The sequence below is a fragment of the Klebsiella sp. RHBSTW-00484 genome, from assembly GCF_013705725.1.
Classification (GTDB): Bacteria; Pseudomonadota; Gammaproteobacteria; order Enterobacterales; family Enterobacteriaceae; genus Klebsiella.
In genome coordinates this window covers 547,406-568,918 of record NZ_CP055481.1, presented here as the reverse complement: position 1 = coordinate 568,918, position 21,513 = coordinate 547,406, and the positions used below count along the sequence as shown (strand labels likewise).

The following is a 21,513-nucleotide window of genomic DNA, read 5'->3' as shown; positions in this document are numbered from 1 at the left end:
TTACGGAGAACAGACACAGTGTGTCGTTTCAATTTTCAGCTTGATCCAGATTTTTAAAGAGCAAAACTTCGCAGTGCACCTTTTCAGGTACACTCTGAAGTTTTCTTATTTTTTGCAGTAAAAGGATGGTGGAGCTATGCGGGATCGAACCGCAGACCTCCTGCGTGCAAGGCAGGCGCTCTCCCAGCTGAGCTATAACCCCATCGTAAAAACTTATCTCTGTACCGCTAATTCTTGTTGAGGCAAGGCGTGGTGACACGAAGCATACTGAAGTATGTGAGTGTCGCCGCAACGCAACATCAGCAAGAATTTGGTAGGCCTGAGTGGACTTGAACCACCGACCTCACCCTTATCAGGGGTGCGCTCTAACCACCTGAGCTACAAGCCTGCAGAGATTTTTTACTGCTAATTTTTCATCAGACAATCTGTGTGAGCACTACAAAGGCAGGTTCTTTAAGGTAAGGAGGTGATCCAACCGCAGGTTCCCCTACGGTTACCTTGTTACGACTTCACCCCAGTCATGAATCACAAAGTGGTAAGCGCCCTCCCGAAGGTTAAGCTACCTACTTCTTTTGCAACCCACTCCCATGGTGTGACGGGCGGTGTGTACAAGGCCCGGGAACGTATTCACCGTGGCATTCTGATCCACGATTACTAGCGATTCCGACTTCACGGAGTCGAGTTGCAGACTCCGATCCGGACTACGACATACTTTATGAGGTCCGCTTGCTCTCGCGAGGTCGCTTCTCTTTGTATATGCCATTGTAGCACGTGTGTAGCCCTACTCGTAAGGGCCATGATGACTTGACGTCATCCCCACCTTCCTCCAGTTTATCACTGGCAGTCTCCTTTGAGTTCCCGGCCGGACCGCTGGCAACAAAGGATAAGGGTTGCGCTCGTTGCGGGACTTAACCCAACATTTCACAACACGAGCTGACGACAGCCATGCAGCACCTGTCTCAGAGTTCCCGAAGGCACCAAAGCATCTCTGCTAAGTTCTCTGGATGTCAAGAGTAGGTAAGGTTCTTCGCGTTGCATCGAATTAAACCACATGCTCCACCGCTTGTGCGGGCCCCCGTCAATTCATTTGAGTTTTAACCTTGCGGCCGTACTCCCCAGGCGGTCGACTTAACGCGTTAGCTCCGGAAGCCACTCCTCAAGGGAACAACCTCCAAGTCGACATCGTTTACAGCGTGGACTACCAGGGTATCTAATCCTGTTTGCTCCCCACGCTTTCGCACCTGAGCGTCAGTCTTTGTCCAGGGGGCCGCCTTCGCCACCGGTATTCCTCCAGATCTCTACGCATTTCACCGCTACACCTGGAATTCTACCCCCCTCTACAAGACTCTAGCCTGCCAGTTTCGAATGCAGTTCCCAGGTTGAGCCCGGGGATTTCACATCCGACTTGACAGACCGCCTGCGTGCGCTTTACGCCCAGTAATTCCGATTAACGCTTGCACCCTCCGTATTACCGCGGCTGCTGGCACGGAGTTAGCCGGTGCTTCTTCTGCGAGTAACGTCAATGAATGCGGTTATTAACCACATCCCCTTCCTCCTCGCTGAAAGTACTTTACAACCCGAAGGCCTTCTTCATACACGCGGCATGGCTGCATCAGGCTTGCGCCCATTGTGCAATATTCCCCACTGCTGCCTCCCGTAGGAGTCTGGACCGTGTCTCAGTTCCAGTGTGGCTGGTCATCCTCTCAGACCAGCTAGGGATCGTCGCCTTGGTGAGCCGTTACCTCACCAACAAGCTAATCCCATCTGGGCACATCTGATGGCAAGAGGCCCGAAGGTCCCCCTCTTTGGTCTTGCGACGTTATGCGGTATTAGCTACCGTTTCCAGTAGTTATCCCCCTCCATCAGGCAGTTTCCCAGACATTACTCACCCGTCCGCCACTCGTCACCCGAGAGCAAGCTCTCTGTGCTACCGTTCGACTTGCATGTGTTAGGCCTGCCGCCAGCGTTCAATCTGAGCCATGATCAAACTCTTCAATTTAAGTTTGATGCTCGTGAATTAAACTTCGTAATGAATTACGTATGTTCACTCAGAGACTTGGTATTCATTTTTCGTCTTGCGACGTTAAGAATCCATGTCACTTTGAGTGCCCACACAGATTGTCTGATAAATTGTTAAAGAGCAGTGCAACGCGGCTTTCGCTCACCGTTGCGAGGTGGCGTATATTACGCTTTCCTCTTTCAGAGTCAACCTTATTTTCAGGTTTTTCTCTTCAACTGACCCGGCTGTTTGTGTGAAGTGATTCACATCTGCCGTGTCAGTGGGAGCGCATTATAGGGATCCCATCTTTTTGCACAAGACTTTTTTAGATCTTTTTTTCCAAATGATGTTTTTTCACCCTTTTCGCAGGGTTTATACTCAATTCGCCTAATTTTTACCACGCCAAAGGGTTGCAGATGGTCCCAAAAGCTACCAAAGTCTCTTCATCCCCTGGTTTATTGAGGTAAGCATGTCTGTGAATCTACGTCGCTATAAAGATTTATCCCCGAAAATAGGTCAACACGTGATGATCGACACCAGTAGCGTGGTGATCGGCGATGTCAGAATTGCTGATGATGTCAGTATCTGGCCAATGGTCACAATTCGCGGTGATGTGAATTATGTGGAAATAGGCGCGCGCTCCAACATTCAGGACGGCAGCGTCTTACATGTCACTCATAAGTCTTCATATAATCCACATGGCAATCCACTGATTATTGGCGATGATGTGACCGTCGGTCATAAAGTTATGCTGCACGGCTGCACTATAGCTAACCGCGTGCTGGTTGGTATGGGGTCGATTGTACTGGATGGTGTCATTGTGGAGGATGACGTCATGATTGGTGCCGGTAGTCTGGTTCCACAAAACAAACGTCTGGAAAGCGGCTACCTTTATTTTGGCAACCCGGTTAAACAAAGACGCCCCCTCACGGAGGCGGAAATTGTGGGGCTAAGGTATTCAGCAAACAACTATGTGAAATGGAAAAATGATTATCTCGCTCAGGAAAACCAGACCCATCCTTGAGCGTCTTCTTGCTGGTCGCAGATTAATTCGTGGGCTTCCTCTTCCAGATCCCAACGATGTTCACGAAATGCGGCCAGGCACAGTTCTGGATCTTCGTCACCAAAACGTTGCTGAAGCGTTGTTAGCTTTATGGCACAGATCAGTTGCATACCATTAACTAATGCTGGAAAAGCGATACACTGACGCTCGTCATCCCATACTTCCCTGTCGGGAAATTGAATAGCCTGGTTCACGTGTTCAATTCCTCATGCAAAGCCAGAATTACAGGGGCAATTTCCGGTAGAACACCGTGCCACAATAGTACTGAGTGTGCAGCCTGTGCCACCAGCATTCCCAGCCCATCAGCACATCTTTTAGTACCATGTTGCTGACACCAACGTAAAAATGGCGTGCAACCTTTCTGATAAAACATGTCATAGCAATAGACATGAGTGTTGATTAGCGAAACGGGGATAGCAGGGACTTCTCCTTCAATACCGCTAGATGTGGCATTAATGATGAGATCAAACACCTGACCATTTAATGCTTCTATATCCAGAGCACGGACGCTGCCAGTATGAGCAAACAGCGTTGCCAGTTCATGCGCACGCGAAAATGTACGATTCACAATAGTGACAGCGCAATCCAGCGATAAAAGAGGCAGCAATACGCCACGTGAAGCACCACCTGCACCAATAAGCAGAACCCGAAAACCAGGTTTAATGAAATCGAGTCGTTCTAAATCACTCAGTAGCCCCACGCCATCGGTGTTGTCCCCCAGCAACCGGCCATCCTCCAGCCGTTTAAGGGTATTAACAGCACCGGCCAGTGCCGCGCGTTCGGTTAACTCATCTGCTCGCGCGAAAGCCTCTTCTTTGAAAGGAACGGTGACGTTAGCTCCCTTGCCACCATCACCAAAAAAAGCGTTAAGAGTATTTACGAAATCATCAAGGGGAGCAAGGACTCGCCCATAGGGATGCGTAATCTGCAGCTGCTTCGCAAAGAGCTGATGAATAGATGGTGACTTGCTATGAGCAATCGGGTGTCCAAATACTGCGTAGGTTTCCATAAGTTATCCTTGGCGGAAGAGTTCGCCCGTCAAGGCATCACGTATTTCAGAAGGATTCTGACGCCCACCGGTTACCCCATCAACTACCGGGAAGCTAGCGCCAAACTGCGCATAAACCTCAGCAGTCGTGCGGCAAGGTGGCTCACCAGATAAATTGGCGCTAGTAGAAACCAATGGTTTACCGTAAGCCTCACACAACTCAACTACCTGCGGGTGATCCGTTACTCGCACTGCCAGCGAATCAAAACGGCCGGTCAACCAACGGGGTGTAGAATCGAGAGCAGGGAATACAAAGGTCACCGGCCCAGGCCAGCAGGAAAAAATAGCAGCACGCCGCTCATCGCTAAGTTGTGAATCATCAATATAAGGTTTGAGCTGTTCAAAGTTAGCGGAGATTAGGATCAGTCCTTTATCAACCGGTCGCTGTTTAAGCGCCAACAAATGCATGACGGCTTTTTCGCTATCGGGATCACAGCCGACGCCAAAAACAGCTTCCGTAGGATAGGCGATGACAAGTTCATTGTTCAGGACCGAAACTGCATGTGCGATGGTTTCTGAGAGCAGGTTATTATTCACTGATTATTCCGCCGGTGTCGGCTTTCCACATTGTTTGCTGGCACAAAAACGCTTTACGCCCTGCACCGTTTTCTTTTCGATTAGTAGAGGGTAATGACACTCTGGGCACTCACCCGCCACTGGCTTAAAATTAATTACGAACTGACAATCAGGGTAGCGATCGCAGGAATAAAAGTTTTTTCCGAAACGTGAACGACGTTGGACCAGATGTCCCTGACTACACTGCGGGCAGGCTATTGCAGTCTCATCAGGTTTATCAATGAGTTCAGTATGCTCACATTCTGGGTAGTTGCTACAACCAATAAACATACCAAAACGTCCTTGCCGCAGTACCAATATGGCGCCGCAAGACGGACACACCTGCCCCTCCAGAACTTTGACAATATGCCCGTCCGCCTGATTCTTCAGGGAACGGACATAATCACAGTCCGGATAATGTGAACAGCCGAGAAAAGGCCCATGTTTCCCAGAACGTATTACAAGTTCAGCCCCACACTGGGGGCAAGGCTCGTTTTTACGCACCGAAAACAGTGCTGATTTGGTCATAACAACTCTAGTGTCGCTGCGAAAAGATTAATGCAGCATACCTTCATTTACTTCGAAGAGTAATTCTTCCATTTGCTGATAGGCGTTTTCGCAGCCCGGAATATTAAACAGCACCATCAGGATGACCCACTTCAGATCCTCCAAATCGAACTCTGCCGTATCCAGCGCCAGTACGCGTTCTATCACCATTTCCCGCGTTTCGAGGTTCAACACCTGAATTTGCTCAAGGAATAATAAGAATCCTCTGCAGCTCGCATCCAGACGCTGACACTCCTCATCGGTATATACTCGTAAGGAGAGTGGGTCAGAAGCAAGCTGCATGGGCGCAATAAGGCCCTCTTGATAATCAGCCAGTTTCTCGAGCCACATCAGCGCGTTATAGATGTCCTCCCGTTCAAAACCTGCATCGGTAAGATCCCGAGTCAGTTTATCCTGGTCCACTCGCATTTCTGCTTCGTTATGGATGTAAGTCTCAAATAAATACATGAGTACGTCGAACATGGCTTGCCCTCCTTAATCGGACATAGCCGCCGGGTACAGCTGCGATCCAGCCTGCTAACTCCAGTTCAAGTAGCTGAGCTACGGTCACTGGCACAGATTGGCCGGCACGTTCAGCGACAACGTCAACAGGTGTTACCTCATCTCCTACGTTAGCCAGGAGCTCTGGAAATGGCAATGCTACAGGTGGCTGATTGTCGCAATTATTTACGTTATCAGGCTCATCGAAGACCCATAGCAGCTCATGCTGCCAATATTCAACTATATCTTCCGGTGCGGTAACGGGAATGGCTCCTTGCTTGATAAGCCAATGTGGACCTTCGGAACCAGGACTACCAATAGGTCCGGGTAATGCGAAGACTTCCCTTCCCTGTTCCAGAGCACAGCGAACAGTCACTAATGAGCCACTTTTTAATGCTGCCTCGATAACCAATACGCCAACACTTAATCCACTGATAATCCGGTTACGGCGGGGAAAGTTGCCCGGTAATGGGGGAGTAAAAAGAGGAAATTCGGAGAGTACAACGCCGCCACTGCTAGTTATTTGTTCTGCTAATGCTTGATGGCGGCGAGGATAAATCTCTCTTAAACCATTCCCTAAAACGGCAACGGTTTTTCCTTGCCCCTCCAGTGCGCCACGATGAGCTATACCATCAATACCTAAAGCCAATCCGCTAGTGATCGTAATGCCATAGCGAACTAAAACCTCACAAAACATTTTCCCCCAACGAGCGCCATACCATGAATGCGCGCGACTGCCCACTACGGCTAACTGTCGGTTGCTCAGTAATACCGGATCGCCACAAGCTAAAAGTGCGCCAGGATAGTCCACAATGGCTCGTAGCTGGGGAGGATAGAGAGGATCGTCAGCAGTAAGTAGATAACAATTTGGTCGTTCCAGCCATTGCAGTGTTGTATCAATCTCACGTTGATTAATTCCAAGAAAATGTTTCGATTGCACCTTATTCAAACCGCAGGCATTCAAACTCTCATGATCTATTGTTGGGATTGAACATAACTGATGAGCAACCATCACCATTTCGTCGCCATACAGGCTGCTCACTTTCATCAGGCGTAACCAAATTTCTGTAGGCGTCATCCCTATTCCCCTCCGCCATAAGCGGCTTTAGCAATCTTTGCGATTGGACAGCGAGACTGTCAATTGCGGGGGGTTTTGTCTAGAATAGAGCTAATAATCTTATCAACTCCTGAATACAACTCTGGATCTTTATGGCAGTTTTGCAAGTGTTACATATTCCGGACGAGCGCCTTCGCAAAGTCGCTGAGCCGGTCAAAGAAGTGAATGCGGAAATTCAGCGTATCGTCGATGATATGTTCGAGACAATGTACGCTGAGGAAGGCATTGGTCTGGCCGCTACGCAGGTGGACATCCATCAGCGCATTATTGTTATTGATGTGTCAGAGAATCGAGAAGAGCGTCTGGTGTTAATTAATCCAGAATTGCTGGAAAAAGACGGTGAAACTGGGATTGAGGAAGGCTGCCTTTCCATTCCTGAGCAGCGTGCGTTGGTACCACGTGCCGAAAATGTAAGGATTCGGGCTCTGGATCGTGAGGGTAAGCCGTTTGAACTGTCAGCCGATGGTTTACTAGCCATTTGTATCCAACATGAAATGGATCATCTAGTAGGCAAACTATTTATTGATTATCTGTCCCCGCTTAAGCAACAGCGTATCCGCCAGAAAGTTGAAAAACTGGATCGCCTGAACGCACGAGCCTGAAGACAAGGACTAACGTGTCACAATCATTACGTATAATTTTTGCGGGAACGCCCGATTTTGCAGCGCGTCATCTTGACGCACTGTTGTCATCTGAGTATGAGATCGTCGGTGTATTCACTCAGCCAGACAGGCCTGCAGGCCGTGGCAAAAAACTCATGCCGAGTCCTGTCAAAATACTGGCTGAAGCAAATGGTCTGCCGGTATTTCAACCCTCTTCACTGCGCCCGCAGGAAAATCAGCAGCTGGTTGCCTCGCTGAACGCCGATGTGATGGTTGTAGTTGCTTATGGATTAATCCTCCCCAAGCAGGTTCTGGACATGCCACGTCTGGGTTGCCTCAACGTTCACGGTTCTTTGTTGCCACGTTGGCGCGGTGCGGCGCCAATCCAGCGTGCATTATGGGCTGGTGATACCGAGACAGGCGTGACCATTATGCAAATGGACGTAGGGCTCGATACTGGTGATATGTTGTATAAACTGTCTTGCCCAATTACTGGAGAAGACACCAGCGGTAGCTTGTACGATAAATTGGCGGTTCTTGGGCCACAAGGATTACTGGAAACTCTGGCTCAACTGGTTAGTGGTACAGCAAAACCTGAAGTACAAGACGAAACGCTAGTCAGCTATGCCGAGAAGCTAAGCAAAGAAGAAGCGCGTATTGACTGGTCACTTTCTGCCGTGCAGCTTGAACGTTGCATTCGGGCATTCAATCCATGGCCAATAAGCTGGCTAGAAATTGATGAACAACCAGTAAAAGTCTGGCGTGCATCGGTTAGCACCGATACAAGCAGTGCTGAACCCGGCACTATCGTGGCAGTCAGCAAATTGGGTATCCAGATGGCAACTGGCGACGGTATCCTGAATCTGGAGTCGCTGCAGCCAGCGGGTAAAAAAGCAATGAGTGCACAGGATTTGCTGAATTCTCGTCGGGAGTGGTTTATCCCCGGTCATCGTCTCGCCTGACGATTCTCTCTTCTAAAGCCCGGTTTCGCCGGGCATTTTTATTTTTACTCTTATGAAAAAAAATCTTAACTTACGCAGCCTGGCTGCCCAAGCTATTGAACAAGTCGTTGAACAAGGGCAATCGTTAAGCAACGTTTTGCCTCCGTTACAACAGAAAGTCGGTGAGAAAGACAAAGCCCTGCTGCAAGAGCTGTGCTTTGGCGTTCTGCGTACCCTGAACCAGTTGGAGTGGTTAATCAATAAACTGATGGACCGCCCGATGAAGGGTAAACAGCGCACCATTCATTTTTTAATCATGGTGGGCTTATATCAGTTGCTCTACACCCGTATTCCTGCTCATGCCGCACTGGCAGAAACGGTGGAAGGCGCCGTCGCCGTAAAGCGCCCCCAGTTGAAGGGACTTATTAACGGTGTGTTGCGCCAGTTCCAACGTCAACAGGAAGAACTGCTGGCTGAATTTGCACAAACCGAAAATCGCTTCCTCCACCCCAAATGGCTACTTAAGCGCATTCAACAGGCCTGGCCGCGGCAGTGGCAGGCGATTGCAGATGCCAATAATCAACGCCCGCCAATGTGGTTACGCGTTAACCGCGCCCATCACTCTCGCGATGAATGGCTCGAGTTACTGAAAGAAGCAGGATTACAAGGCTTTGCACATTCAGGCTACCCGGATGCTGTTCGTCTGGCATCTCCAGCCCCTGTTCATTCCTTACCGGGTTTTGATGAAGGTTGGGTTACAGTCCAGGATGCTTCAGCGCAAGGTTGTATGCATTATTTGACCCCCGAGAACGGAGAAAGGATTCTCGACCTCTGCGCGGCACCTGGCGGCAAAACAACCCATATCCTGGAAGTTGCACCACAGGCTAGCGTAATGGCCGTTGATATTGATGAACAGCGACTTTCCCGCGTCTATGACAATCTTAAACGCCTTGGCCTCAAGGCGCAGGTTAAACAGGGTGATGGATGCTCTCCAGAGCAATGGTGTGGTGATGAAATATTCGATCGTATCCTGCTTGACGCACCTTGCTCCGCAACAGGGGTTATTCGTCGCCATCCGGATATCAAATGGTTGCGGCGCGATAGTGACATTGCCGAGTTGGCACAGCTGCAGGCCAAAATTCTTGATGCCATTTGGCCCCATCTAAAGCCCGGCGGAACGCTGGTTTACGCCACCTGCTCAATTTTACCAGAAGAGAACTGTGAGCAAATTGCAGCTTTCCTTACTCGCACATCAGATGCAGAGTTGAGCACAACAGGAACTCTTGAGAAACCAGGATTGCAAAATCTCCCTGGGACAGAAGAAGGTGATGGATTCTTTTACGCTAAGCTGATTAAAAACCGGAAATAACAGGTCACTGCTGATGAAGATTATTATTCTTGGCGCTGGACAGGTAGGCGGAACTCTGGCGGAAAATCTAGTTGGAGAGAACAACGATATTACGCTAGTTGATACAAATGGCGACCGTCTTCGCAGCTTGCAGGATAAATTCGATCTGCGTGTAGTGCAGGGGCATGGCTCGCACCCACGCGTACTACGTGAAGCTGGTGCAGACGATGCAGACATGCTGGTTGCAGTCACCAACTCAGATGAAACCAACATGGTAGCCTGTCAGGTCGCCTATTCGCTATTTAATACTCCAAATCGTATTGCCCGTATCCGTTCTCCGGATTATGTACGAGATGCTGATAAACTCTTTCACTCAGAAGCTGTCCCTATTGACCACCTGATTGCACCAGAACAGCTGGTAATTAATAATATATATCGCTTAATTGAGTATCCTGGCGCCCTACAGGTTGTTAATTTTGCTGAAGGGAAAGTCAGCCTGGCTGTGGTTAAGGCCTATTATGGCGGTCCTCTGGTCGGTAATGCACTTTCAACTATGCGCGAACATATGCCACATATTGATACGCGCGTAGCAGCTATTTTCCGCCACGATCGACCAATCAGGCCGCAAGGGTCAACAATCGTTGAAGCTGGTGACGAAGTGTTTTTCATCGCCGCATCTCAGCATATCCGCGCAGTAATGAGCGAACTTCAGCGCCTGGAGAAACCTTACAAGCGCATTATGCTGGTCGGCGGAGGAAACATCGGAGCTGGGCTTGCTCATCGGCTGGAGAAAGATTACAGCGTCAAACTTATTGAGCGCAACCAGCAGCGCGCAGCGGAACTCGCAGAGAAACTGCAAAATACCATCGTCTTTTACGGAGACGCCTCAGATCAGGAATTACTGGCTGAGGAGCATATTGATCAAGTTGATCTCTTCATTGCAGTCACCAATGATGATGAAGCCAATATTATGTCTGCGATGTTAGCTAAACGTATGGGGGCCAAAAAAGTCATGGTACTCATCCAACGTCGCGCCTATGTTGATCTTGTTCAGGGTAGCGTGATCGACATTGCGATCTCACCACAGCAGGCAACAATATCTGCACTACTTAGCCACGTTCGTAAGGCGGATATTGTCGGCGTTTCTTCACTACGACGTGGAGTTGCAGAAGCCATTGAGGCTGTGGCTCATGGTGATGAAAGCACTTCACGGGTAGTCGGCCGAGCGATCGATGAGATTAAACTTCCCCCAGGAACCATCATTGGCGCCGTTGTACGCGGTAATGATGTCATGATAGCTAATAACAATCTGCGTATTGAGCAAGGCGATCATGTCATTATGTTCCTGACTGACAAAAAATTTATCTCCGATGTTGAGAGACTCTTCCAACCAAGCCCCTTCTTCCTGTAGTTTCAGGCGTCATGCTGGCGCCTTTCCTTTATCCCTTATTTATCAATGGATAATATTTCTATGCAATTATTCCCTGGCAATGGAAAATAGGAATACATTTGTTAAACTTATCAGTGTTAGCTGGCCCAAGGAGAATAAAATGAGTTTTTTAAAAGAATTTCGCGAATTCGCGATGCGCGGGAATGTTGTTGACCTGGCTGTCGGTGTCATCATTGGTGCCGCATTCGGTAAGATTGTATCGTCGCTAGTCGCCGATATAATTATGCCGCCATTAGGTTTGCTTATTGGCGGGATCGATTTTAAACAGTTTGCGGTTACGCTTCGTGATGCGCAGGGGGATATCCCCGCAGTCGTCATGCACTATGGTGTATTCATCCAAAACGTTTTTGACTTTGTCATCGTTGCATTTGCCATTTTTATGGCAATTAAACTGATAAATAGACTAAACCGCAAAAAAGAAGAAGCTCCAGCTGCGCCGCCGGCTCCAGGCAAAGAAGAAGTCTTGCTCAGTGAAATTCGCGACTTGCTAAAAGAACAAAACAATCGTTCTTAATTAGAATATTAAAAGCAGAAGGCCAGTGGTAAAAAAGTGCTTAACTCTCTTGCCACTGGCCTCCCGCTCATTACGCCCCGTATGTTTATCTTTACGCTGGTAACTTCCTTTTCCTTTCTTATTCTTCTCAACTCGCTGCCTGAACAAGGGGTCATGAAGTAGTGCCTCAATGGCGTTATCTTTTATTTTCCCTTTAGTATGTTGGTAGTGGCTCATAAACTCTCCTGATTAGTAAAAATCGATGCAAGTGTAGATCTGCGCGATGTAGAAATCAACGCTCTGCGTTTTGGCTACTGGCTCCTTGCTCAAGCGCCTCAAGGATCGAACAATAAATACTACTGTGTGCGGTCCCACAGCATGCGTCATTAAGCCGCTGCAATGACCGACGCATAGTTTGTAGCTCTTTGATCCGAGATTCAACTTCCCTTAAACGAGCCTTAACGATACCTTTCGACTCCTGACAAGTATGATGCTCCGGATCTATTCGGATCGAAAGAAGTTCGCGAATCGATTCCAATGTGAAACCCAATTGCCTGCCGTAACGAATAAAACGGAGTCTCTGCAGATCGTTGTCTGAATAGAGACGAAATCCTCCTTCAGTACGTACGTTATGCTCCATCATCTTCTGTTTTTCATAATAGCGAATGGTATCAGGAGTAACGTCTGCCAATTTTGCCAGTTCACCGATGCGATACATTATTGCTCCTCATTGATCTTATGCAGTAACTTATCTACATAATCGCCACGCAAAAAGTCAGTATTAAGACCTGCTTGCCGTAGCTTTAGTTCAACCAAGGCAAGACGACGACTCCACTCCACGCAGCACGGTTCGTTTTCCTGAACGTTCCTGAGTAAGTCTACAAGCACGATTGCTTCTTTCCGATGTTCCAGTTCGGGAGGTAAACAGCCTGCATTTTTAAGCAACCGATAACTGGCGCGTAGCTCTGGTGGAACATGTGAATCATCATCCAACATAAGCGGTTCTCCGCAGCCTGGAAGATTATCGAATTCACCTTTGTTTTGAGCATCGAGGATATGGCGCTCTGCCCACTGATCCAGTAACCACATGATACGGCTCCGGGGATGAACAAAAATAGTACAGATATTGTAGTGAAGCGGGATGATAGGGGATATAAAAAAACCCGCCTAGGCGGGTTTTTCTACGTTACTACAGATTACTCTGCAGCAGCTTCTGCTTTCGATTCAGAGCGATCAACCAGCTCGATGTATGCCATCGGCGCGTTGTCGCCTGCACGGAAGCCACACTTCAGAATGCGAGTGTAACCACCGGCGCGGCTCGCGAAACGCGGGCCCAGCTCGTTAAACAGTTTTGCCACGATCTCGTTATCACGAGTACGGGCGAATGCCAGACGACGATTAGCTACGCTATCAGTCTTGGCAAGAGTAATCAGCGGCTCAACTACGCGACGCAGTTCTTTCGCTTTCGGCAGGGTCGTCTTGATGATCTCATGACGAACCAGCGAACCAGCCATGTTACGGAACATAGCCTGGCGATGGCTGCTGTTGCGGTTCAGTTGACGACCACTCTTACGATGGCGCATGACCTTATCCTTCTCAGTAAAACCTTAACCTGTGATCCGGTTACTCGTCAGCAATGCTTGCCGGTGGCCAGTTTTCCAGGCGCATGCCCAGAGACAGACCACGTGAAGCCAGCACGTCTTTAATCTCGGTAAGAGATTTTTTACCCAGGTTCGGCGTTTTCAGCAACTCAACCTCGGTACGCTGTACCAGATCACCGATATAGTGGATAGCTTCTGCCTTGAGGCAGTTAGCAGAGCGGACAGTCAATTCGAGATCGTCAACAGGGCGCAGCAGGATCGGATCGAATTCTGGTTTCTCTTCTTTCACTTCCGGCTGACGTACATCGCGTAAGTCAACGAAAGCTTCCAGTTGTTCTGCCAGGATGGTTGCCGCACGACGAATCGCCTCTTCAGGATCGATTGTGCCGTTGGTTTCCATTTCGATGACCAGCTTGTCCAGGTCGGTACGCTGTTCTACACGCGCTGCTTCAACATTGTAGGCAATACGCTCTACAGGGCTATAACATGCGTCGACCAGCAGACGGCCGATTGGGCGCTCATCTTCTTCCGAATGAATTCGGGCAGAAGCCGGCACATAACCACGACCGCGCTGAACTTTGATACGCATGCTAATAGCTGCGTTCTCATCGGTCAGGTGGCAGATCACGTGCTGCGGCTTGACGATTTCAACATCACCATCATGGGTGATGTCGGCTGCAGTCACAGGGCCAATGCCAGATTTATTCAGAGTAAGAATAACTTCATCTTTACCCTGAACTCTCACCGCCAGCCCTTTCAGGTTGAGCAGGATTTCAAGGATATCTTCCTGAACGCCTTCTTTGGTGCTGTACTCATGAAGTACACCATCAATCTCAACCTCGGTCACCGCGCAACCCGGCATCGATGAGAGCAGAATACGGCGCAGTGCGTTACCCAGAGTATGGCCAAAGCCACGCTCTAAAGGCTCAAGGGTCACCTTGGCGTGCGTCGAACTCACTTGCTCGATATCGACCAGGCGCGGTTTTAGAAACTCTGTCACAGAACCCTGCATTGTGTCCTCTCTTTGGTACTAAGCTTTACTTGGAGTAAAGCTCGACGATCAGGTGTTCGTTAATGTCCGCAGACAGATCAGAACGTTCCGGCTGACGCTTGAACGTACCTTCCATCTTGCCAGCATCAACTTCCAGCCAGGTTGGCTTTTCACGCTGCTCAGCCAGCTCCAGAGCGGCTTTCACGCGAGATTGCTTTTTCGCTTTCTCACGAATGCTGACAACGTCATTCGCCTTAACCTGATAAGAAGCGATGTTAACAACACGACCGTTTACCATGATAGCTTTGTGGCTAACCAGCTGACGTGATTCAGCACGAGTCGCGCCGAAGCCCATACGGTATACAACGTTGTCCAGACGACCTTCCAGCAGAGTCAACAGGTTTTCACCAGTGTTGCCTTTCAGACGTGCTGCTTCTTTATAATAGTTACGGAACTGACGCTCCAGCACACCGTACATACGGCGAACTTTTTGCTTTTCACGCAACTGCACACCATAGTCAGACAGACGCGGTTTACGCGCACCATGCTGGCCAGGAGCTTGTTCAATTTTACACTTGGTATCGATCGCGCGAACGCCAGACTTAAGGAATAAGTCAGTGCCCTCACGACGGCTCAGCTTGAGCTTAGGACCCAAATATCTTGCCATTTTCTTTCTCCAACAATCCTAGAAACGAACGCGTTATACGCGACGTTTTTTCGGCGGACGACAACCGTTATGAGGGATCGGAGTCACATCAGTAATGTTCGTGATGCGAAAACCAGCGGCGTTCAGTGCACGAATAGTAGATTCGCGACCTGGACCCGGACCTTTAACCATAACTTCCAGATTCTTGATGCCGTATTCTTTTACGGCTTCAGCGCAACGCTCTGCTGCAACCTGAGCTGCAAACGGAGTGGATTTGCGAGAACCACGGAAACCGGAACCACCGGCTGTTGCCCAACCCAGCGCGTTACCCTGACGATCAGTAATGGTAACGATGGTGTTGTTAAAAGAAGCATGGACATGAGCCACGCCATCAGAGACTTGTTTTCTTACACGCTTACGTGCACGAACTGGTGCCTTTGCCATTATTCAATCACCCCGACTATTTCTTGATCGGTTTACGCGGACCCTTGCGGGTACGTGCGTTGGTCTTAGTACGCTGACCGCGAACCGGAAGACCACGACGATGGCGTAAACCACGATAGCAACCAAGGTCCATAAGACGCTTGATGCTCAGGGTGATTTCACGGCGCAGATCACCTTCAACGACAAATTTACCTACTGCTTCACGCAGGGATTCAATTTGTTCTTCAGACAGCTCACTGATCTTAACATTTTCAGCGATACCCGTGTCAGCACAGATGGCTTTAGAGCGGGTCTTGCCGATACCGAAAATTGCAGTTAATGCAATGACGGTATGTTTGTGATCAGGAATGTTAATGCCTGCTATACGGGCCACTATGCACTCCTACTATTTAATATGTACGCACCATGCTGAAAAGCCCGTTTTCAGGATACTCAAATGGAAACGTACAGACATACAAAAGATTGGCTGGCTAATCTAGCCAGCTCAACCCAACTTTGCAAGAAAAATATGCGAATAAATCAGCCTTGGCGCTGTTTATGCTTCGGCTCGGCACTGCAAATCACGCGGATGACGCCATCGCGCTTAACGATTTTGCAGTTACGGCATAATTTCTTGACGGAAGCACGAACTTTCATTTTTACTCTCCGTAACTTCTCGGGCGCCCTGTTAGCGGCCGTAGCCTTTCAGGTTCGCCTTCTTCAATGCAGACTCATACTGACTTGACATCATCAGAGTTTGCACTTGAGCCATAAAGTCCATAATCACAACGACAACGATAAGCAGTGAGGTCCCACCGAAGTAGAACGGTACTTTCATTGCATCACGCATGAACTCCGGGATCAGGCAGATAAAAGTAATGTACAACGCACCGACCAAAGTCAGACGAGTCATTACTTTATCGATATACTTCGCCGTTTGCTCTCCCGGACGAATTCCTGGTACAAATGCACCGGACTTCTTCAGGTTATCTGCTGTTTCACGCGGGTTGAATACTAAAGCCGTGTAGAAGAAACAGAAGAAGATGATTGCAGACGCATAGAGTAACACATAAAGCGGTTGCCCAGGCTGCAAATACAGCGAAATTGTTGTCAGCCAGTTCCAACCAGTACCGCCCCCGAACCATGACGTGATGGTAGCCGGGAACAGAATAATACTGGAAGCGAAGATTGCCGGGATTACCCCTGCCATATTCACTTTCAGCGGTAAATGTGTGCTCTGTGCAGCATAGACACGACGACCCTGTTGACGTTTCGCGTAGTTAACCACAATACGGCGTTGACCACGTTCTACAAAGACAACAAAGAAGGTCACTGCAAATACTAATACTGCAACCAACAGCAACAGGAGGAAGTGCAGGTCGCCTTGACGCGCTTGCTCGATAGTATGGGCGATGGCCGGCGGGAGTCCCGCAACAATACCAGCGAAGATAATGATCGAAATACCGTTACCGATACCACGCTCAGTAATCTGTTCGCCTAGCCACATCAGGAACATCGTTCCTGAAACCAGACTCACAACAGCGGTGAAATAGAACGCAAAACCTGGGTTAATGACCAAGCCCTGCATACCAGGCATATTCGGTAGACCAGTAGCAATACCAATCGACTGGAATATCGCCAGCACCAGAGTACCGTAGCGGGTGTACTGGCTGATCTTACGACGACCAGACTCCCCTTCTTTCTTAAGCTCCGCCAACGGCTGATAAACAACCGTTAGCAGCTGGACAATGATCGATGCCGAAATATACGGCATGATACCCAAGGCAAAGATAGAAGCACGGCTGAGAGCACCACCAGAGAACATGTTGAACATTTCAATGATGGTGCCTCGCTGTTGCTCAAGCAGTTTGGCAAGTACAGTGGCATCAATACCAGGGATCGGAATAAAAGAGCCAATACGGAACACAATCAACGCACCGATTACAAACAAAAGTCTGCGTTTCAGCTCGCCAATCCCACCTTTGGCACTTTGAAAATCTAATCCCGGTTGCTTAGCCATCTGCTACTTATTCCTCAATTTTACCGCCAGCAGCTTCGATAGCAGCACGAGCACCTTTAGTCACGCGCAGGCCACGAACAGTTACCGGACGAGATACCTCACCAGACAGGATCACTTTCGCGAACTCGATCTGGATACCGATAATGTTAGCCGCTTTCAGCGTGTTCAGGTCGACTACATCGCCTTCTACATGAGCCAGATCAGACAGACGAACTTCTGCAGTGATCATTGCTTTACGAGAAGTGAAGCCAAATTTCGGCAGACGACGGTACAGAGGCATCTGACCACCTTCGAAACCGCGACGTACGCCACCGCCAGAACGAGAATTCTGACCTTTGTGACCACGACCACCGGTTTTACCGAGGCCAGAACCGATACCACGACCCAGGCGTTTACCCGCCTTTTTGGAGCCTTCGGCCGGAGACAGAGTATTTAAACGCATCTCTTACTCCTCAACTTTAACCATGAAGGAAACCGCGTTGACCATACCACGAACAGCAGGAGTATCCTCGCGCTCTACGGTGTGACCAATACGACGCAGACCCAGGCCAAGCAGCGTTGCCTTGTGTTTCGGCAGACGACCGATTGCACTGCGGGTTTGAGTAATTTTAATAGTCTTTGCCATGGTTTATTTCCCCAGAATTTCTTCAACGGATTTACCACGCTTGGCAGCGACCATTTCTGGAGAATTCATATTTTCCAGGCCATCAATAGTTGCACGAACCACGTTGATCGGGTTAGTAGAACCATATGCTTTAGCCAGAACGTTATGAACTCCAGCAACTTCCAGAACGGCGCGCATTGCACCACCGGCGATAATACCGGTACCTTCGGAAGCTGGCTGCATGAATACACGAGAACCCGTGTGAACACCTTTAACCGGGTGTTGCAGGGTGCCGTGGTTCAGCGCGACATTAATCATATTGCGACGGGCTTTTTCCATCGCTTTCTGGATCGCTGCTGGAACTTCACGCGCTTTACCGTAACCAAAACCTACGCGACCGTTACCGTCACCAACTACAGTCAGAGCTGTGAAGGAGAAAATACGACCACCTTTAACGGTTTTAGATACGCGGTTAACCGCGATCAGCTTTTCCTGCAGTTCGCCAGCTTGTTTTTCGATGTGAGCCATCTTACACCTCTACCTTAGAACTGAAGGCCAGCTTCACGGGCAGCATCTGCCAGTGCCTGGACACGACCATGATATTGGAACCCGGAACGGTCAAAGGAAACATCTTTGATGCCTTTTTCCAGAGCGCGTTCAGCAACAGCTTTACCCACAGCTGCGGCCGCGTCTTTGTTACCGGTGTACTTCAATTGTTCAGCGATAGCTTTTTCTACAGTAGAAGCAGCTACCAGAACTTCAGAACCATTCGGTGCAATTACCTGTGCGTAAATATGACGCGGGGTACGATGTACCACCAGGCGAGTTGCACCCAGCTCCTGGAGCTTGCGGCGTGCGCGGGTCGCACGACGGATACGAGCAGATTTCTTATCCATAGTGTTACCTTACTTCTTCTTAGCCTCTTTGGTACGCACGACTTCGTCGGCGTAACGAACACCCTTGCCTTTATAAGGCTCAGGACGACGGTAGGCGCGCAGATCTGCTGCAACCTGGCCGATCACCTGCTTATCAGCGCCTTTCAGCACGATTTCAGTTTGAGTCGGACATTCTGCAGTGATACCGGCCGGCAGCTTATGCTCAACAGGATGAGAAAAACCTAGTGCCAGGTTTACTACATCCCCTTTGACCGCTGCACGATAACCTACACCAACCAGCTGAAGCTTTTTAGTGAAGCCTTCGGTAACACCGATAACTACTGAGTTAAGCAGGGCACGCGCGGTACCCGCCTGAGCCCATCCGTCAGCGTAACCATCACGCGGACCGAAGGTCAGTGCATTATCTGCATGTTTAACTTCAACAGCATCGTTGATAGTACGAGTCAGCTCGCCATTCTTACCTTTGATCGTAATAACCTGACCGTTGATTTTTACATCAACGCCGGCAGGAACAACGACCGGTGCTTTAGCAACACGAGACATTTTTTCCTCCGATTAGGCTACGTAGCAGATAATTTCGCCACCAAGACCAGCCTGGCGCGCTGCACGATCAGTCATAACACCTTTAGAGGTAGAAATAACCGCGATACCCAGACCCGCCATAACTTTCGGCAGCTCATCTTTACGTTTATAGATGCGCAGACCTGGGCGGCTGACACGCTGAATGCTTTCTACAACAGCTTTACCCTGGAAATACTTAAGAGTCAGTTCCAGTTCCGGCTTGATGTCGCCTTCAACTTTAAAATCTTCAATAAAGCCTTCTTCCTTCAGCACGTTGGCAATTGCCACTTTCAGCTTGGAGGAAGGCATGGTGACCGCAGCTTTATTCGCGGCCTGACCGTTACGGATACGGGTCAGCATATCCGCGATCGGATCTTGCATGCTCATCTGTCTTTACTCCCGTGATTCAATTGGTGACAATTACCAGCTAGCCTTTTTCAGACCCGGGATTTCACCGCGCATGGCGGCTTCACGGACCTTAATACGGCTCAACCCGAACTTCCGCAGGAAACCATGCGGACGACCTGTTTGACGGCAGCGATTACGCTGACGAGACGGGCTGGAATCACGCGGCAGAGTCTGCAGCTTGAGAACCGCATTCCAACGATCTTCGTCGGTTGCGTTCACATCAGAGATGATAGCTTTCAGTTCAGCGCGTTTAGCGAAGAATTTATCAGCTAAAGCCACGCGCTTTACTTCGCGTGCTTTCATTGATTGCTTAGCCATTAAGTAACCCTACCTTACTTGCGGAACGGGAAGTCAAAGGCAGCCAGCAGAGCGCGGCCTTCTTCATCAGATTTCGCAGTAGTGGTAATGGTAATATCCAAACCACGAACGCGGTCGACTTTATCGTAGTCGATTTCTGGGAAGATGATCTGCTCACGGACACCCATGCTGTAGTTACCACGACCGTCGAAAGACTTAGCGGACAAGCCACGGAAGTCACGGATACGCGGTACAGCAATAGTGATCAGGCGCTCAAAGAACTCCCACATGCGCTCGCCACGCAGAGTTACTTTACAGCCGATCGGATAGCCCTGACGGATTTTGAAGCCTGCAACTGATTTGCGTGCTTTGGTGATTAACGGTTTTTGACCGGAGATTGCTGTCAGATCAGCTGCTGCGTTATCCAGCAGTTTCTTGTCAGCGATCGCTTCACCAACACCCATGTTCAGGGTGATCTTCTCGACCCGAGGGACTTGCATGACAGAATTGTAGTTAAACTCAGTCATGAGTTTAGCGACTACTTCGTCTTTGTAGTAATCATGCAGTTTCGCCATCGTACTACTCCAAATTACTTGATAGTTTCGCTATTAGATTTAAAGAAACGGACTTTTTTGCCCTCTTCAAATCTAAAGCCTACACGGTCAGCCTTGCCGGTTGCCGCGTTGAAGATAGCAAGGTTAGAGATCTGAATAGCTGCTTCTTTCTCTACAATGCCGCCTGGTTGGTTCAGGGCCGGAACCGGCTTCTGATGTTTCTTAACCAGGTTGATACCTTCAACAATGACCTTGCCGGAAGACAGGACATTTTTTACTTTACCGCGTTTACCTTTATCTTTACCGGTTAACACGATAACTTCGTCATCACGACGGATTTTCGCTGCCATGATTCGCTCCTTAGAGTACTTCTGGTGCCAGAGAGATAATTTTCATGAACTTCTCGTTACGAAGCTCACGAGTTACCGGCCCAAAAATACGCGTACCGATAGGTTGCTCGCTGTTATTGTTTAAAATAACGCATGCATTACCATCGAAGCGAATGACAGAACCGTCCGGGCGACGAACACCCTTCTTGGTGCGCACCACTACCGCCTTCAGCACATCACCTTTCTTGACCTTACCACGCGGAATCGCTTCCTTGATGGTGATCTTGATGATGTCGCCTACGCCTGCGTAGCGACGGTGCGAGCCACCCAGAACCTTGATACACATTACGCGACGTGCACCGGAGTTGTCGGCGACGTTCAGCATAGTCTGTTCTTGGATCATTTTAGTGCTCCGCTAATGTCAACTACTACTGAGACCCAAAAGAGGGTCGTTAAAAAGCCCCATATCGAGGGCGCGGCATTATAACACCGCAAATCAAATATGGGTAGAAAAAATAAA

At 49.2% G+C, this 21,513-nt stretch carries 32 protein-coding genes, 2 tRNA genes and 1 rRNA gene; 6 read left to right on the top strand and 29 right to left on the bottom strand.

The window, feature by feature from the left end:
- Nucleotides 1-126: 126 nt before the first annotated feature.
- From HV213_RS02685 to HV213_RS02675, 3 genes are all read right to left on the bottom strand, one after another.
- Nucleotides 127-202: transfer RNA gene (locus HV213_RS02685), tRNA-Ala, on the bottom strand.
- 109 nt (nucleotides 203-311) lie between these two features.
- Nucleotides 312-388: transfer RNA gene (locus HV213_RS02680), tRNA-Ile, on the bottom strand.
- A gap of 71 nt (nucleotides 389-459) precedes the next feature.
- Nucleotides 460-1,999 (bottom strand): 16S ribosomal RNA (locus tag HV213_RS02675).
- A 469-nt stretch (nucleotides 2,000-2,468) separates the two neighbouring features.
- Between HV213_RS02675 and HV213_RS02670 the strand changes: the two genes are divergently transcribed.
- A complete protein-coding gene (locus HV213_RS02670; protein ID WP_181484685.1) occupies nucleotides 2,469-3,023 on the top strand; it encodes a gamma carbonic anhydrase family protein in 555 nt (184 codons plus the stop codon).
- On the opposite strand, the gene HV213_RS02665 is transcribed toward HV213_RS02670, so the two are convergent.
- The 6 genes from HV213_RS02665 to dprA are packed head-to-tail and all read right to left on the bottom strand — an operon-like array spanning nucleotide 2,999 to nucleotide 6,790.
- Nucleotides 2,999-3,256, bottom strand: coding sequence for a DUF1488 family protein (locus tag HV213_RS02665; RefSeq protein WP_112217281.1), 258 nt, complete (start codon nucleotides 3,254-3,256; stop codon nucleotides 2,999-3,001). The genes HV213_RS02670 and HV213_RS02665 overlap by 25 nt on opposite strands.
- Entirely contained in the window at nucleotides 3,253-4,071 is an 819-nt protein-coding gene (gene aroE / locus HV213_RS02660) for a shikimate dehydrogenase (protein ID WP_112217280.1), read from the bottom strand. The genes HV213_RS02665 and aroE overlap by 4 nt, the downstream gene beginning before the upstream one ends.
- A gap of 3 nt (nucleotides 4,072-4,074) precedes the next feature.
- Nucleotides 4,075-4,647, bottom strand: a complete 573-nt coding sequence (gene tsaC, locus HV213_RS02655; protein ID WP_181484684.1) for an L-threonylcarbamoyladenylate synthase type 1 TsaC — start codon at nucleotides 4,645-4,647, stop codon at nucleotides 4,075-4,077.
- A gap of 3 nt (nucleotides 4,648-4,650) precedes the next feature.
- Complete coding sequence (locus HV213_RS02650) at nucleotides 4,651-5,193, bottom strand: DNA topoisomerase family protein (RefSeq protein ID WP_142513300.1); 543 nt, start codon at nucleotides 5,191-5,193, stop codon at nucleotides 4,651-4,653.
- A gap of 27 nt (nucleotides 5,194-5,220) precedes the next feature.
- A complete protein-coding gene (gene smg / locus HV213_RS02645) occupies nucleotides 5,221-5,694 on the bottom strand; it encodes a DUF494 family protein Smg (protein WP_181484683.1) in 474 nt (157 codons plus the stop codon).
- Nucleotides 5,666-6,790 (bottom strand): DNA-protecting protein DprA, encoded by a 1,125-nt coding sequence (gene dprA / locus HV213_RS02640; RefSeq protein WP_181484682.1) that lies wholly within the window; start codon nucleotides 6,788-6,790, stop codon nucleotides 5,666-5,668. The genes smg and dprA overlap by 29 nt, the downstream gene beginning before the upstream one ends.
- Nucleotides 6,791-6,921: 131 nt before the next feature.
- Here dprA and def point away from each other — a divergent pair, with 131 nt between their 5' ends.
- The 5 genes from def to mscL all read left to right on the top strand — a co-directional run bounded on the left by def (nucleotide 6,922) and on the right by mscL (nucleotide 11,684).
- The gene (gene def, locus HV213_RS02635; protein WP_181484681.1) at nucleotides 6,922-7,431 is read left to right on the top strand and encodes a peptide deformylase; all 510 of its coding nucleotides are present in this window, start codon (nucleotides 6,922-6,924) and stop codon (nucleotides 7,429-7,431) included.
- A 14-nt stretch (nucleotides 7,432-7,445) separates the two neighbouring features.
- Complete coding sequence (gene fmt, locus HV213_RS02630; RefSeq protein ID WP_181484680.1) at nucleotides 7,446-8,393, top strand: methionyl-tRNA formyltransferase; 948 nt, start codon at nucleotides 7,446-7,448, stop codon at nucleotides 8,391-8,393.
- Between the two features lie 52 nt (nucleotides 8,394-8,445).
- Nucleotides 8,446-9,741, top strand: coding sequence for a 16S rRNA (cytosine(967)-C(5))-methyltransferase RsmB (gene rsmB, locus HV213_RS02625; protein ID WP_181484679.1), 1,296 nt, complete (start codon nucleotides 8,446-8,448; stop codon nucleotides 9,739-9,741).
- 13 nt (nucleotides 9,742-9,754) lie between these two features.
- A complete protein-coding gene (gene trkA / locus HV213_RS02620; RefSeq protein WP_110275039.1) occupies nucleotides 9,755-11,131 on the top strand; it encodes a Trk system potassium transporter TrkA in 1,377 nt (458 codons plus the stop codon).
- 139 nt (nucleotides 11,132-11,270) lie between these two features.
- Entirely contained in the window at nucleotides 11,271-11,684 is a 414-nt protein-coding gene (gene mscL / locus HV213_RS02615) for a large-conductance mechanosensitive channel protein MscL (RefSeq protein ID WP_112217273.1), read from the top strand.
- Here the strand turns inward: mscL and HV213_RS02610 are convergent, their stop codons facing one another.
- From HV213_RS02610 to rplN, 20 genes are all read right to left on the bottom strand, one after another.
- Nucleotides 11,685-11,900 (bottom strand): alternative ribosome-rescue factor A, encoded by a 216-nt coding sequence (locus tag HV213_RS02610; protein ID WP_112217272.1) that lies wholly within the window; start codon nucleotides 11,898-11,900, stop codon nucleotides 11,685-11,687.
- 55 nt (nucleotides 11,901-11,955) lie between these two features.
- Nucleotides 11,956-12,381, bottom strand: a complete 426-nt coding sequence (zntR, locus tag HV213_RS02605; protein ID WP_181484678.1) for a Zn(2+)-responsive transcriptional regulator — start codon at nucleotides 12,379-12,381, stop codon at nucleotides 11,956-11,958.
- Nucleotides 12,381-12,752, bottom strand: coding sequence for a DnaJ family domain-containing protein (locus HV213_RS02600; protein ID WP_181484677.1), 372 nt, complete (start codon nucleotides 12,750-12,752; stop codon nucleotides 12,381-12,383). The genes zntR and HV213_RS02600 overlap by 1 nt, the downstream gene beginning before the upstream one ends.
- A gap of 107 nt (nucleotides 12,753-12,859) precedes the next feature.
- The gene (rplQ, locus tag HV213_RS02595; RefSeq protein WP_001216372.1) at nucleotides 12,860-13,246 is read right to left on the bottom strand and encodes a 50S ribosomal protein L17; all 387 of its coding nucleotides are present in this window, start codon (nucleotides 13,244-13,246) and stop codon (nucleotides 12,860-12,862) included.
- 40 nt (nucleotides 13,247-13,286) lie between these two features.
- Entirely contained in the window at nucleotides 13,287-14,276 is a 990-nt protein-coding gene (locus HV213_RS02590) for a DNA-directed RNA polymerase subunit alpha (protein WP_002919219.1), read from the bottom strand.
- 25 nt (nucleotides 14,277-14,301) lie between these two features.
- The gene (gene rpsD, locus HV213_RS02585; RefSeq protein ID WP_004125897.1) at nucleotides 14,302-14,922 is read right to left on the bottom strand and encodes a 30S ribosomal protein S4; all 621 of its coding nucleotides are present in this window, start codon (nucleotides 14,920-14,922) and stop codon (nucleotides 14,302-14,304) included.
- Nucleotides 14,923-14,955: 33 nt separating this feature from the next.
- Nucleotides 14,956-15,345, bottom strand: coding sequence for a 30S ribosomal protein S11 (gene rpsK / locus HV213_RS02580; protein ID WP_004138423.1), 390 nt, complete (start codon nucleotides 15,343-15,345; stop codon nucleotides 14,956-14,958).
- A 16-nt stretch (nucleotides 15,346-15,361) separates the two neighbouring features.
- Nucleotides 15,362-15,718, bottom strand: coding sequence for a 30S ribosomal protein S13 (gene rpsM, locus HV213_RS02575; protein WP_004106333.1), 357 nt, complete (start codon nucleotides 15,716-15,718; stop codon nucleotides 15,362-15,364).
- 146 nt (nucleotides 15,719-15,864) lie between these two features.
- Nucleotides 15,865-15,981, bottom strand: coding sequence for a 50S ribosomal protein L36 (rpmJ, locus tag HV213_RS02570; protein ID WP_000868187.1), 117 nt, complete (start codon nucleotides 15,979-15,981; stop codon nucleotides 15,865-15,867).
- Between the two features lie 31 nt (nucleotides 15,982-16,012).
- Nucleotides 16,013-17,344, bottom strand: coding sequence for a preprotein translocase subunit SecY (gene secY, locus HV213_RS02565; RefSeq protein ID WP_110275027.1), 1,332 nt, complete (start codon nucleotides 17,342-17,344; stop codon nucleotides 16,013-16,015).
- Between the two features lie 7 nt (nucleotides 17,345-17,351).
- Nucleotides 17,352-17,786, bottom strand: a complete 435-nt coding sequence (gene rplO / locus HV213_RS02560) for a 50S ribosomal protein L15 (protein ID WP_110275025.1) — start codon at nucleotides 17,784-17,786, stop codon at nucleotides 17,352-17,354.
- Between the two features lie 3 nt (nucleotides 17,787-17,789).
- A complete protein-coding gene (gene rpmD / locus HV213_RS02555; RefSeq protein WP_001140434.1) occupies nucleotides 17,790-17,969 on the bottom strand; it encodes a 50S ribosomal protein L30 in 180 nt (59 codons plus the stop codon).
- A 3-nt stretch (nucleotides 17,970-17,972) separates the two neighbouring features.
- Nucleotides 17,973-18,476 (bottom strand): 30S ribosomal protein S5, encoded by a 504-nt coding sequence (gene rpsE, locus HV213_RS02550; RefSeq protein ID WP_004106339.1) that lies wholly within the window; start codon nucleotides 18,474-18,476, stop codon nucleotides 17,973-17,975.
- A gap of 14 nt (nucleotides 18,477-18,490) precedes the next feature.
- Nucleotides 18,491-18,844, bottom strand: a complete 354-nt coding sequence (gene rplR, locus HV213_RS02545; RefSeq protein ID WP_000358960.1) for a 50S ribosomal protein L18 — start codon at nucleotides 18,842-18,844, stop codon at nucleotides 18,491-18,493.
- A gap of 9 nt (nucleotides 18,845-18,853) precedes the next feature.
- Complete coding sequence (gene rplF / locus HV213_RS02540) at nucleotides 18,854-19,387, bottom strand: 50S ribosomal protein L6 (protein WP_110275023.1); 534 nt, start codon at nucleotides 19,385-19,387, stop codon at nucleotides 18,854-18,856.
- Nucleotides 19,388-19,399: 12 nt separating this feature from the next.
- Nucleotides 19,400-19,792, bottom strand: a complete 393-nt coding sequence (rpsH, locus tag HV213_RS02535) for a 30S ribosomal protein S8 (protein ID WP_004106343.1) — start codon at nucleotides 19,790-19,792, stop codon at nucleotides 19,400-19,402.
- A gap of 33 nt (nucleotides 19,793-19,825) precedes the next feature.
- A complete protein-coding gene (gene rpsN, locus HV213_RS02530; protein WP_002919667.1) occupies nucleotides 19,826-20,131 on the bottom strand; it encodes a 30S ribosomal protein S14 in 306 nt (101 codons plus the stop codon).
- A gap of 14 nt (nucleotides 20,132-20,145) precedes the next feature.
- Nucleotides 20,146-20,685, bottom strand: coding sequence for a 50S ribosomal protein L5 (gene rplE / locus HV213_RS02525; protein WP_003031123.1), 540 nt, complete (start codon nucleotides 20,683-20,685; stop codon nucleotides 20,146-20,148).
- 14 nt (nucleotides 20,686-20,699) lie between these two features.
- On the bottom strand, nucleotides 20,700-21,014 hold the full coding sequence (rplX, locus tag HV213_RS02520) for a 50S ribosomal protein L24 (protein WP_110275021.1): 315 nt from the start codon (nucleotides 21,012-21,014) through the stop codon (nucleotides 20,700-20,702).
- Between the two features lie 10 nt (nucleotides 21,015-21,024).
- On the bottom strand, nucleotides 21,025-21,396 hold the full coding sequence (gene rplN, locus HV213_RS02515; protein WP_000613954.1) for a 50S ribosomal protein L14: 372 nt from the start codon (nucleotides 21,394-21,396) through the stop codon (nucleotides 21,025-21,027).
- Nucleotides 21,397-21,513: the final 117 nt, after the last annotated feature.